Genomic DNA, 12,249 nt, shown 5'->3' with positions numbered 1-12,249 from the left:
AAGATGCCTTTCCGCTGGAAACACGCGGGAAAGACTGCGGGGCGTATCACACCCATCGTCTTTGTGCTCTTTGGAACTGCTGCACTCTATTACTCTACAATTGAGCCTGACGGGCTACGCCTTGCCCTGACACTGCTTTTTCCACTGCTCGTGGTTTGTGCTTATCGTCTGCCCAATTCGCTGGCCCGCCGAACCGGTGTCGGCGTCCTCTGCGCAGCGCTCAGTCTTTGGTACGTCACCGATCCGCCACGTAATGATCGGGAATGGCAAGGGGAATACGCTATTCCTGCCGATGTCGTGATGGACGGCGGCTTTGCCCATATCCATCATGTCCGGAACTTCATCTACCGGACGACGCAGGATTACACGCCCCGTTACTACGATGCGACCTACAATCTGAATGACCTTTCATCCGTGGATCTCGTCACGTCCTATTGGGCGGGAAATGCCATTGCGCATGTCTTTCTGAGCTTCGGCTTCCGTGACGGACGGCATGTCGCCATTTCCATCGAAACACGGCGCCAGAAGAAGTTCCAGTATTCGACCATCGCCGGTTTTTTCCATCATTACGAGACGTTTTACGTAACCGCGGATGAGCGCGACCTGATCGGTGTACGGACCGATGTGCGTCACGAGCGCGTCTATCTCTACCGCCTCAATCTTTCGGCGCCGGCGCGCAGACGGCTTTTCGAAAGCTATCTGCGTGAGATCCATACGCTGGTCCATCATCCGGCCTGGTACAACACTCTGACAGATAACTGCACGACAGGCATCCTGACCCGTGCGCAGGCTCGACTAAGATACAGGCTGGACTGGCGGGTCCTGCTTAGCGGATACACAGCGTCTCTGGCCTATGATCTGGGCCTTCTGGATACGCAGTTGCCTTTCCCAGAACTCAAAAAACAAAGCCGCATTCACCGTCCGCTCAATGCATATCCTGACGCGGATTATTCCGATGCAATCCGCCGCAGCCTGCCACGAAATGACAGGTCCGTGGATTGAGTCTTTCAACTGTGGATTATTTTTCAAAGTGCCATATGGCTACAGGTTCGGGATGCCAGACTTCCGTTTCCCATCCAGCCCGCTATGCCTTCGAGCAGATGCTGCATGTTCTGACGGGTTTCCTCAAACCCGCCCCCCGGGCTGCAATGTTGCCGAGTTAAGATAGAGGGAGCGGCAGATCTCAACCTGCAACGCATGCATGTTCTGCTCAGGCCGTCCGTAATACTGCGTGATATAGCCCCCTGCATAAGGAGTGTTGCGCCGGATGGAATATCCTCTGTTTTCAAGCAGGGCTTCGACAAGCTCTGTAATGTCCGGATTACAGCTCTTGCCGTGCACATCCCCAAGAACGATGTCGCACGGGCGTGTATAGGGCAGCTTTGGCATTGAATGTGTCTCAAGCAGAACCGCATACCCAAAGCGCGCATGCATCTCACTGAGCAGAGCTGCAAGCGCCTCATGATAAGGTAGCCAAGCGGTCTCAAGCCGCGCCTTTATCTCGGACGGATGAAGGGACTGTCCATAGATCTGCCGTCCATGCGAAACATAACGTGGGATAACCCCGAAACCTGCCCTCACCTTGGCCGTGAGAAGAACTTCATCCTCGGGAGGTTTCGGGTCGAACATTCCGGCATCCACCTCCCGCCAGTCCCGGTTTACATCGCACCAGACACGCGGGAATGCCGCACAGATCAGTGTGGCCCCAAAATCCGGTGCCGTCTCAAACAGCCGATCTACGAACCGGTCTTCACTCTGCTGGAGTTCATGAAAAGGGAGTGCCGCACTCCCAAGAAACTCTGACGGATAATTCCGCCCGGAATGTGGGGATGAAACAAGCAGAGGAATCGCGGTATTCCGCGGTCTTTCCACTCTAAAAGACGTCAGAGGCAAAGGAGGTCGCATATTTTTTTCATATTTCGCTCCGGAGGGGGTTGCAAGGTTTTCCGGAGACAGCTAGAAACCGCCTCACCGGACCGGGGGCGCATAGCTCAGCGGTAGAGCACTACCTTGACATGGTAGGGGTCACAGGTTCAATCCCTGTTGCGCCCACCACTCGGTCCGGCAGAAAACCAACAGTTTTCTGAGACTTATGCATTGGACTACCATCCTTTGCTTTAGAGTCTAGCACGCTACTAGCACGCAAATTGAGATTTTACCATTGATCGGGCTGCCACCCGGTCAATGGTGCTTGCGACTTCGTCAATAGCCTGTTTGGCATTTGCGAGAAAGTCTGGACGTACGTGTACGTAACGGCCCGTCGTCCTGAGATTCGGCATTGCATGCCCCATTAGGGAAGCGACCTCAATTTCAGGAACACCACGGGTAATAAGCTCGGTCGCCATCGTATGACGAACCGTATAAGGCACAATCTCTTCTGAAAGGCATGCCGCTTCGCGCGCAGCTCGCCATGCGCCATTAATCTTGAGAATCGGTTTGCTCTTGTATGTTACAAGATGACCAATCGGCACATCTTCAATCCAGGACTTCAAAAAATTAGGGATCGGAATGCGCGGACGTCTCTTTTTGGTTTGCATACGTCCTGTAGGATTGAGGTCTATGACGCCATAACGTAAATCACATTGCTCACGCGTGAGCTGCAAGAGGGCTTCCGGACGAGACGCAGTTCCAATAAGAAGCGCAAGAAACATGCGAAGATGAGGTGGCATATCCACTTCCCAGAAGCGGGCCATCTCTTCAATTGTCATGATTCGTTCGCGCCCGCTGCCTTCGGGGGGCAACACAATCGGAATTTGACGGTCAATTTCGCCATTCTTCCAGGCCCAATTCACCCCGGCAGCGGCGATCCCCATGACACGACGCGTGTAGCCAGCAGAATACCCCTTTCTGCGCAAACATGACGCAATTCTGCGCTGCTCAGCCACGGTATAGCTAGCAACGGACGCACCTGGCTCCACATGGTCGAGCATCAGCTCCAATGCCCGTCTATTAGGGCCTGCACTTCGCGTTTTCTCACTATGATTTTTAAAATAACGCATAAAAACCGAAGCTAAACTCGCCTCAGACGTTGGTTCATTCTTCCTCTTCGCGTTTTCCGTCACATATTCTGCAAGCTTTAACTGCGCCTCTTGAAAAACATCTGTGCCAAGAGATGCTCGTTTTGTTTGTCTGGTTTTCGCATCGTACCAGCAGGCACACCATGCCTTTGAGTTAGGGCGCTTTCCGAGAAAGAATTGCCCAATTCGGAAGACAGTATCGGCCTGGGGCATCTTTCATTCCTTGCAAGATAATCCGTCAGGTGAACGTCAGAATAACGTACACGGGCACGAATTTTTAGATAACCAATCCGGCCTTCATGTCTCTCACGTCGCAGCGTAATTGTAGAAACGCCTAGACGAGATGCTGCCTCACTTTCTGTAAACAAAAGATAACTCGGCATCATTCAGGCTTTACGCGCAACGTCGCTTCTGAAAAATTTTCTTCTTTGCCCAGCTCTTTTTGAAGAACGCGCCTTGCGCGTTCTCGAAAAACTTGCAGCGACATAGAGAAGATTTCACCATAGCATTCCAAAAATGCCTCATGAATGGACTCATAAGACCATTCTTCTTCACGTAAGCGTCGCAATTCATTGACGTGGCGCACAAGAAGCGATCGGGAGGCACGCGCGCCTTTCGGAATAGGTAAATTGGGATTTTTCTTAAGAACACACATATCGTTGCTATTTCTTCTAAAAATAACTCACAGAACAAGATAAAACGTTATATTGAGTTTTTATTCGTGTCAAATCTATATTATTTCTTTACTTAACGAATACTTTCCTTCTTTCCTTCTTTCCTTCTTTCCTTCTTTCCTTCGTTCATGAGCGTCGGGAGATAATACGCTGCGATCCTGCGTGCAGTGCGCCTTAATCGTGCGTCCACTATGGGTTTGAAGTGTCATGATTAATCGGGAAAGGTTTGGCGAGACCAGCTTGCCTTGTTTGCTGAGAGCGGACTGACCCAAACTGCTGTTTGCAGTCAGAATGGTCTCAGCGCAAAAGTTCTTCGGCGCTGAGTGGGCCGGCTCGATTTTGTCTGGCCACCAACGATGAGGAGACTGACGGCCCTGGTCGTCGTTCATCGAGACTTTCAGGCACAGTCCCAGAGTATCTTGAATAGATACAGTCAGAATTAAGTGGGTCGATGGATTTTGTCTTAAATGTGTACTCACGCGTGCCTCGACCGTGGTCAGACACTGCGATTGGTAATATGGTTGGGAAATGACGCGTCCTGATCCCTTCACAATTCCAGAGTGGAAAGCGTTGCACCGCGAAGCATCTCTGGTCAGTCAGATACTTGGCTCTGGTGCAAGCGCATTAAGTCGTGCGAGTTATGGAAGCGGATTTGGCGAATACTATACTGCCTTCTTCGGACTTTCGGTTGGAATTGAACGGCTGGCAAAGCTTATATTGGTTGCCAATTACGCGCTGGAGAATAACGGAGCGCTTCCAGGTCAGTCGGTTGTTCGCAAATATGGCCACAAATTGAAGGAGTTGATAGCGCAGGTCGATATGATTGCGGAAAAGCGCGGTATCACCGTACCTCACATCGGCCCTGGCCAACCTATCTGCACTGCTGTCATAAACTGCCTTGACGCATTCTTAGATGCCTCCAAGGGCCGCTACGCCAACTTCGAAGCGATAGGCAATCCTTTATTTGACCCAGCAGACGAACCCGTCAACAAATGGTGGACTGAAGTTGTTGAGCCAATTCTCAATAATCATTATCGAGGGAAGAAACGTGAAGCTGTTGTAAAGAGACGCGCAGCTCAATTCGGAACGATGCCCGATTGCAACATGTCTGTGCTGTTCACAGATGAGACCGGAAACGTGATGTCGGACGCGACGACTGCCTCAGAACGCACTGGACAGACGAAATGGGCGCAGCGGTACGGACGCTTTTACACGCTTTCGGTTGTCAGATGGCTCTCCTACATTTTCGATGAAATGACCCATATGGCTGGCTACCAACCGGGGCAGGAAAGCCTATTCGGACACTATGAATTTTTCCAAACCTACATGGTCAATAATCATTTATTACTAAATCGCAAGGTCTGGCCTCTTACCTAGACTTGATACGGTTTAGTGCTTGGCAGAAGTGATTATGTCACTTTTGCGGGGTATCTGTAGGAGCTTTGATTTTCGGCGAGATTGATCCGGACATCGCCTTTTACCGGCTCGGTTGATCTTCTGCTCCACTCGCGCGGCATATCTGATATTGCGAGAATACAAACTTAAGGGGATAACCATATTTAATGGGCACCTGCACACCAAATGTTCCCATCCCCACTTAGTGTCCGGTCTGGGAACAGTGGCCTTGTAAGTCCAATGACCAATATGAGGCGTAACCAGCCGTCAATTGTGCAATCCTCGGACGCTTACCTTCTTCCCTTCTTGAAAAATTCCTCTCGAGATGTAGCAGTAAATATTTATCCTCTCTTCTGCCGTTATCGGCTACCGAAAGGCAGAAGAGATGGCATACCGCCCTTTTCCTCGATCAGTTTGCTCAGATAGCTGACATTGCCTTGCTGCATGTCTGCAGTGAGTTCACCAGCCAAAGGACGCTCATAACCGTTCAAACGGCGCGCCTGGCTGTACGTCCGGTTGATAGATCGTATCTCTTGGTCAAGCCCCTGGACGCTCTCTCCACCAAACCGCCGACGCACATAGGGCATCGTGCCTGGCACAAGCCCCTTTGCCTTGTAGGTCTCCTGTAGCTGCTCCTGGCACTGGAACTTGCGTGTTAGCGTCATGTGCCGGCATTGCCGCTGCTCATCGGCTTTCATGGCCGCCTGTGTCGCCTGCCACTCTGGATCTATGACCTGCGCGTGAGCCGCGCGGATCTCGCCCACACCCAACCCGGCCACCACTGCGGCCAACAATAGAACCTGTCTCATATCAGTCACTTGACGCTGTAAAAGCCTGCAGCTTTTGCAGATGCTTGAGATTCTTTTCAGCAATGTCGTTCTCGACTTCCAGTTGCCGGATGTGCTGCTGAAAAGCCATGTCCGCCGTGGTCTGCTGTAACTGCAAGCTGGCGTCATTCTGATGCAACGCAGTGGACTGCTCGGCCGCGATGAGCTGCGTGGACACCCCCACATCATCATCCCCTAAGTCAGCCAGAGCCTCGTCCTGTCGCTGCATCGCCTGGGCCGATGCCTGACGATACTCGTTCACTGACGCCAGAGACGCGGCCTCCCGCATGGACTGGTTGGTATCACGGGCCGCCCGATCGTATCCGGCATCTGTCGGGCTGTCCGATGCCAGACCCATCAGGCTGGCCGCACTCGCCTGGGCGCTGGTGCTTCCCGGAAGATTGTAGGTGCTGGAAAGAACTTCTCTCGCTTCCTGAGAGAAATTCCCACTAAACCCGTTCAGTGAATAAAGATCACTCAGGTCATCCGTGACGCTCTCAAGGCGGGAAATATCGGAATCCAGTGATCCGCCTCCCAATGAAGCGATATTAGCCAGACCTTTAGCGTTCTGTATTTCCTGCGCCGCCTGCTCTAGCTGTTCGTAATACTGCTCTCCCTGCATGTAGTACTGTTGCCCTTGTTGCAGATAGGACTTGGCAGCTTCAAGATAGCCCAGGTCGGTACTAACTTCGGTCTTTGGATCGGTCACTATGACCTGCGCTTTTGCATCAATGGATATGCTGCACAGCGCAAAAATCGTGACTGCCAAAGCACCTTTGAACATATTTACGGTCATATTTTTTGCACTCCCGCGCATATCCTCAGTCATGTTCATGGCGCGTTTTCTGTGTTCAACCGGCATATTTAAGCGGCAATAATATAACCGCTTAAATACACTTTCAGTTTGAGAAATCCGCGTACGAATCGTAACACAGAAATTAAAAAATAAGGTAGTGTCAAAATACATATACACTGCTTTGACACTTCCCATTAATGTATCGTGATACATTAATGGGCCTATACTTTATTCTCGCAATACCCCGACGTGAGTGCGTGACCAGAACGCGAGAGGCGTTCAGAAACGTTCGTTTTCGTTCAAATACGTTCGCAAAAGGTCGAAAACGTTCGATAACCGTCGATTTCGTTCGGATTCCGTCGAATACGTTTGAATTTTATATAACTTGTTGATTTATAATGATATTTAATAAGAAAACCCACCTCTCGCGAGATGGGTTGTATACTTCATATAAAATAAGCGGAATCCGAACGGCAGGCCGTTCGAATACTTCATAACTTGAACATCCTATGAAAATTTACTTGATGGGCAGAATCAAGGTGAGGCATCCTGCCTTGGCAGGGCCTCCACGTCCTGCATGCGCGTTGATTGACATACGCGGGGCGGCTGGATGCCGACACCCGATCCTCACATGGAAAGCCGTAATGCGTGCCGGTCGCTGGCATACCGAAAGAACCGGCGTTCCGGTTCCTGATTCTGGTCATCGAAATCGTATCCCTCGTGGTCGATCTTCGATGCCCGCCAAGCATCAGGACCGACCTTCGCCATCCTTCCGGTGCTGCGCCAACAGCACCCCACCAATCCGGCCCCATGAAAGGAGAGGGCCAGGCTGCAAACCACCACCTCAGCACGTCACTTCGTATTGCCGCCCCAGTCGGGGCACGCCTGCCGTCTAACCATCGGCAAGCAGGGTGCGGCCTAACCAGCCCCACCCGATCTGTTGCTGTAGCCGGATGCCTTTAATCGGGCTCGTCCGGTTGCAACGGGCGCTCGGGGGTGAAACTCCCCCGTTCGATCCAATCCGATCTTTGACATTTCAAGATGAAGATGGGCGACGCGGACACGGCCACCCCTGCCGGTTTCGGCAAGGGGTGAGCCTGTCAGATGGGAGAAACGGTATCCAGTCCGTTCCACGGGCGGCAAGGGATTGTCGAACGTGTGCCGCGCAGGTGGGCGACGGCATGGCGGGAAACCGTCATGGGCCTCAGAGGGGAAACCTGGATGAGGCGGTACCAGGGGGCGCAAGCCGCTTGGATCGTCGGATAGCTCAAGCCTGTAACGGCGTTCAGTAGGACGCTGCGCGGAGAGAAAGTGCGAGTGCCGGGGCTTACAGTGTCCCGGTGGGTAAAATTGGAAACCATGATGTGAGTAAGGGAGACGCTTTGGATGTTCGGTCCCCCCAAATTGGCTGTGCCTTGGCACAGTCGAAAGGCTCCGTGAGCCTAGCAGTCATGGTGAGATGCTCGCGTACTGCTCGCTAAAATCCGTCTGAATAACGCGGGAAGGTCTAAGGGCTGCTCGGGGTGGTTCCTGAGCGACAGTCTATGACCGGGAGCGGGCTTAGTAGAGTGAAAATCCCCTTCGCGGTTTATCCGAAGCGTTGGGAAGAGGCAGGGATTTCGAGGGTGGTTCCTCGTCCTGTCAAAGTCTCGAAAGGTCCATGCGACAGAGAAGCAATACAGAGGGTGCTTGGCGGCACCCGGTGACGATGTTCCTGATCATCGTGGATGGTACCATGATCGACCGAGAGAAAAGGGAATGTTGGTCGCATTCCCTTTAAAACTGACAATTATTCAACAATCAGCAATCAATTCACATGCAGCAATAAGGAGATAATCTTATGAGGATGTCGAGTTCTGTACGTCGGGTAACCGGCAAAGCCTGCGGTAAAAGAGGACGACCCTTTCTTGGGACCTGCGCGTTGCGCAGGCAGTCCTTCGGCTGCCCCGTTGGGAACAGCTGACCGATCAACAGGTCAGAGGGAGAAGCATTAATTTGCTTCTCCCCCTTCCGGTTACTCTTGCATGGCTACCAATTTTTCCTTCACTCTATTTATGCCTCCTACGCGGTTGCACAATGAGGCCCGGACCAGCCCCCAACTCTCTGGGCCTCACCTCGGGGCATTCCAAACAAAAGAGAGGAAGCAAGTTGAAGTCCGCCCCAACAGCCGCAGGCTTCTTTGAGTTGCTCCGCTGAGGATGGTTACTATGAGCTGGGAATTTTGTTAAAGAGCCACGTGATTTCGGGTGGCTAAATTGAGTATATTCGAATGGTCCAAAGCGTTTTTGAGATAAAGAAAAACATAATCAACCCTCGCAAAATTGCCCGCGTTTATCTCCGTGTAAGTACTGAGGAACAAGATTTGCGGAGGCAGGAACGAATTATCGAGGATGCTCGAGCAGCGGGGTGTTACATTGCTGCCGTATATAGGGAGAAAGCCTCCGGTGCTCGTCCTGATCGTCCTGAACTAATGAGAATGATTTCAGATCTTCAGCCTGGCGAACTAATCATCGCAGAAAAGATGGATCGTATCAGCCGTCTACCGCTGGCTGACGCTGATCAACTTGTCCAAAGCATTCGGCAGCGGGGAGCAAAACTCTCTGTCCCTGGCCTCGTAGATCTCTCTGAGGTTGTTTCAGAAAGCGAGGGCATCGCGAGAATTGTTTTGGAAGCAATGCAAGATATGCTTCTCCGACTTTCTCTCCAAATGGCCCGTGAGGATTACGAAGACCGACGAGAACGTCAGAAACAAGGAATTGAAAATGCGAAGGCGTCTGGTCGATACAAGGGGCGAAAGCCTAATGTAAAAATTCACGAGCAAATTATCGCCCTTCGGAGAAGCGGAAGTAGTATATTGGAAACAGCGCGGCAGCTTGGCTGCAGCCCCAGTCATGTTAAAAAAATCTCCGTTAAATACAGAAAGACAAATATAGAACCATTATAAGACCTCTCTTTTTAGAAGTATTTCCTTCTGAATTTCGCAATTATCTTAATAATAAAATTAAGGGAGTGGTAGCAGTCTTTCAAAATCAAATAATTACACACGCGGTGTAATTCGAGCCGCAGTGCGGATATCAGCAATAGTCACGCCTAATGCTTGGAGATTTTGACGCATTTCATTGAATACAGGTGCATCACGCTTTGGATCGCTGATCGTTAAGATCGCAGTGAAAGGCACCCCCTCATCAGGTATTTTTACGCCAGCACGTTCAAGATATTCGACAGAAAGACGCCAATTTGAAGAGCTGCCCACCCCTCGCGGGAAGGTCTTCCCGTAAACTTTAGTCGGCCCCCACTTGAGATCATGCTCAATCCTTTCAGCTTCTGTCGCGGCCATATTGCGCTTCGGTGGCACATAAAGAGATTCAAGGCGACCCGCCCACCCGCCATCCTCTTTTTCCTGCTGCAACATCGCATCAATGTTGACGCGTACAAACTCAGCGCCAAAATTGGGATCGAGCGGCGGCGTCGATACAAGCGTTAAACGAGCGCGCCCTCGGCAATTTCCTCCAGATCTCACTAGCGAAGCCGGCCAAGGAAAACGAAAGTTAATCTGCTGGCCCTTTTTGATTCGTGAAGCGAAAACTAGCGTAATCGAATGATCATCGCTTTCTAGAATACGACTTGCAGAGGGCGGCATACCAAAGCCTACCAAATGCCGTGCTACTGGACTGAGCTCTTTTACCTGTAAAATCTCAGGAATTTCAGCACCATGGATGAGGAGTCCAATCAACGTCTCCCTCGAAACGTGCCCCTCAATTGCATGATCAAGCGCTGCAGCAATTTTTGCAACTAGCGGGGCGGCATAACTAGTTCCGCAGCCGTCAGTTATATTGCCATCAGGTAAAATCGAGAAGAGCCCTGAGCCGAGTATTGAATCGGGAGTTCCCGATCCGCCAATATGAGCAAGGTCGGGTTTTACACCAGCTCGTAGGCCCGGCCCCCTGCAACTATACCGCGCGGGTGCGTAAGCTATATTTTTATCCTGATCAGGCGGATTAAGCGCCCCTACTGAAACATTACGGGCGCTTTCAGCAGGTATTTGCAGTTTATCATTTTGGGCGAGGGCAAGGCCCGCAAGCGCAGTAGTCGGATCTTGCGCCCATTCGGCACGCATGTCCTGCGGCTTCGTGTTTCCGGCTGAAACAAAAACGATTACATCGTTATCTTCAGCAATCCGATCAAGGCGCGCGGCATACTGACTATATGCTTCGGGTGCAGCAGGCTGGGTAATGTTAAGACTCATGTTAAAGATGCGCACGCCATGACGAGCATTCGCATCTGCGACCGCCGAACTCATTTCATCGAAAAACTCCGGCAGACCTCCTGGATAGTAGGTAGCAAACGCTCCAGTTGACGTAGCAGGAAAAACAGCTACGTCCACAAGTTCAGTGCCATCTTGCTCAGGACAAATTTCCTTACCATTTAAAGCACCACCCGCGACTACAAGACCGCCTATGAAAGTGCCGTGTTTATGATCAATATCTGCATCGTCTAATACCTCCCACCGGTCGATGACCCAGTCGGATAAAGCATTACTAATACCGCCATCGATAACACCTAATTTCGGGTAAGAACGATGGCTATCATGGGTCGGGCATGACAGATTTTTTGGACGCGCACGCCTATTTGTTGATACCTGACCTGACTGCAGGACTATGCCAGGCAGACTAATTCGTCGCACTAAAGGATGGTTATCGAGGAACGTAAGGAGTTCAACATGCAGCTTAATTTCAGAGTTGAATGGCGCTAAAGGCCGACGACGTTCACCACTCTGTGAATCAAAAATCAGCAACACTGCACCGGCAGTATCGTGAATGACACGTACTGATAGGGTCGGTTGATTAGCGCGCACATCAACCAATCGCTCAACCGAAACACCAAAACCAAGCGCAGTAAATCCCCTCAAAAACGACTCAATCATTTGGCGATTAGCCGTATCTAGGCTGTCCCAATCACTGCGTGGAGGAATATTTTTAAATAGCTCGACCTGATAGCCCGATCCAGTCAACGGATTGGACAACCAAGAAACCGCTTCATTAACTGAAAAATTGCGCCTATCGGTCGGACCGTAGAGTTCGATACTTTCAATAGCTCCAACCTCGCTCCTACGCCTAGAAGGGTTTGGTACTTCCTTAAAAGTTTGAGAGTTTATCTTTGTACGAGTGCCATCCTCCGCTTTCTCCATTTCAGCCGCAACCTGACGAAGGGACGCAGGCTTAACTTCAATTATCATTTCACCGAGATCCGCCCCACCTACGACGGGAACTCGATCGGGAGAGAGTAGCGCTATCATCGGCCGATGTATCTTAGCCCAAGCCTTAGGGCGAAGAACCACTTTAGCAAACCCAACTGCACCAGTAGGCTGAACAGAAAGGGTCTTTGAGGCTGCATCTAATTGATGAATCAACATATCCCGATGCAGTACGAAATCCTGGTCGCGGTAGGCAAAGAAATCCTTATGTTCTCCTCCTCCGCCTGCCGCGCGACCTTCTTCATAATTTTCTGGATTAAGTATAATTTGAACAGGATTAGCCATG

At 51.1% G+C, this 12,249-nt stretch carries 9 protein-coding genes and 1 tRNA gene; 4 read left to right on the top strand and 6 right to left on the bottom strand.

Features of this window, described 5'->3' with window-relative positions; genetic code table 11:
* The first annotated feature begins 3 nt into the window (after nt 1-3).
* A complete protein-coding gene (locus GRO01_RS04650; protein ID WP_062509056.1) occupies nt 4-1,002 on the top strand; it encodes an Lnb N-terminal periplasmic domain-containing protein in 999 nt (332 codons plus the stop codon).
* Nucleotides 1,003-1,125: 123 nt separating this feature from the next.
* On the opposite strand, the gene GRO01_RS04645 is transcribed toward GRO01_RS04650, so the two are convergent.
* Nucleotides 1,126-1,905, bottom strand: coding sequence for an N-formylglutamate amidohydrolase (locus GRO01_RS04645; protein WP_231490229.1), 780 nt, complete (start codon nt 1,903-1,905; stop codon nt 1,126-1,128).
* Nucleotides 1,906-1,980: 75 nt separating this feature from the next.
* Between GRO01_RS04645 and GRO01_RS04640 the strand changes: the two genes are divergently transcribed.
* Nucleotides 1,981-2,055 (top strand) — tRNA-Val (locus GRO01_RS04640).
* 80 nt (nt 2,056-2,135) lie between these two features.
* On the opposite strand, the gene GRO01_RS04635 is transcribed toward GRO01_RS04640, so the two are convergent.
* On the bottom strand, nt 2,136-3,230 hold the full coding sequence (locus tag GRO01_RS04635) for a tyrosine-type recombinase/integrase (RefSeq protein WP_062508861.1): 1,095 nt from the start codon (nt 3,228-3,230) through the stop codon (nt 2,136-2,138).
* 169 nt (nt 3,231-3,399) lie between these two features.
* Nucleotides 3,400-3,672, bottom strand: coding sequence for a hypothetical protein (locus tag GRO01_RS04630; RefSeq protein WP_141306822.1), 273 nt, complete (start codon nt 3,670-3,672; stop codon nt 3,400-3,402).
* Between the two features lie 547 nt (nt 3,673-4,219).
* On the opposite strand from GRO01_RS04630, the gene GRO01_RS04620 reads away from it, so the two are divergent.
* Nucleotides 4,220-5,068 (top strand): hypothetical protein, encoded by an 849-nt coding sequence (locus tag GRO01_RS04620; protein WP_062508865.1) that lies wholly within the window; start codon nt 4,220-4,222, stop codon nt 5,066-5,068.
* Between the two features lie 377 nt (nt 5,069-5,445).
* On the opposite strand, the gene GRO01_RS04615 is transcribed toward GRO01_RS04620, so the two are convergent.
* Nucleotides 5,446-5,895, bottom strand: coding sequence for a hypothetical protein (locus GRO01_RS04615; RefSeq protein WP_062508867.1), 450 nt, complete (start codon nt 5,893-5,895; stop codon nt 5,446-5,448).
* A gap of 1 nt (nt 5,896) precedes the next feature.
* The gene (locus GRO01_RS04610; RefSeq protein WP_244926367.1) at nt 5,897-6,748 is read right to left on the bottom strand and encodes a hypothetical protein; all 852 of its coding nucleotides are present in this window, start codon (nt 6,746-6,748) and stop codon (nt 5,897-5,899) included.
* 2,230 nt (nt 6,749-8,978) lie between these two features.
* On the opposite strand from GRO01_RS04610, the gene GRO01_RS04605 reads away from it, so the two are divergent.
* Complete coding sequence (locus tag GRO01_RS04605) at nt 8,979-9,653, top strand: recombinase family protein (RefSeq protein WP_062508869.1); 675 nt, start codon at nt 8,979-8,981, stop codon at nt 9,651-9,653.
* 93 nt (nt 9,654-9,746) lie between these two features.
* On the opposite strand, the gene GRO01_RS04600 is transcribed toward GRO01_RS04605, so the two are convergent.
* Nucleotides 9,747-12,248 carry a S8 family peptidase gene (locus GRO01_RS04600; protein WP_083541339.1) on the bottom strand — a complete coding sequence of 834 codons (2,502 nt, stop codon included), beginning with the start codon at nt 12,246-12,248 and terminating at the stop codon, nt 9,747-9,749.
* Nucleotide 12,249 lies beyond the last annotated feature (1 nt).

Origin of the sequence: Gluconobacter roseus NBRC 3990 (assembly GCF_006538885.1) — a bacterium.
GTDB lineage: Bacteria > Pseudomonadota > Alphaproteobacteria > Acetobacterales > Acetobacteraceae > Gluconobacter > Gluconobacter roseus.
Note: the sequence above shows the minus strand (reverse complement) of the source record. Positions and strands in the feature narration are given on the sequence as shown.

Coding starts and splice junctions, on each gene's coding strand:
- GRO01_RS04635 (WP_062508861.1), bottom strand. CDS start 3,230: ATGCCCCAGGCCGATACTGTCTTCCGAATTGGGCAATTCTTTCTCGGA.
- GRO01_RS04610 (WP_244926367.1), bottom strand. CDS start 6,748: ATGAACATGACTGAGGATATGCGCGGGAGTGCAAAAAATATGACCGTA.
- GRO01_RS04650 (WP_062509056.1), top strand. CDS start 4: ATGCCTTTCCGCTGGAAACACGCGGGAAAGACTGCGGGGCGTATCACA.
- GRO01_RS04620 (WP_062508865.1), top strand. CDS start 4,220: ATGACGCGTCCTGATCCCTTCACAATTCCAGAGTGGAAAGCGTTGCAC.
- GRO01_RS04630 (WP_141306822.1), bottom strand. CDS start 3,672: ATGTGTGTTCTTAAGAAAAATCCCAATTTACCTATTCCGAAAGGCGCG.
- GRO01_RS04615 (WP_062508867.1), bottom strand. CDS start 5,895: ATGAGACAGGTTCTATTGTTGGCCGCAGTGGTGGCCGGGTTGGGTGTG.
- GRO01_RS04605 (WP_062508869.1), top strand. CDS start 8,979: ATGGTCCAAAGCGTTTTTGAGATAAAGAAAAACATAATCAACCCTCGC.
- GRO01_RS04600 (WP_083541339.1), bottom strand. CDS start 12,248: ATGGCTAATCCTGTTCAAATTATACTTAATCCAGAAAATTATGAAGAA.
- GRO01_RS04645 (WP_231490229.1), bottom strand. CDS start 1,905: ATGCGACCTCCTTTGCCTCTGACGTCTTTTAGAGTGGAAAGACCGCGG.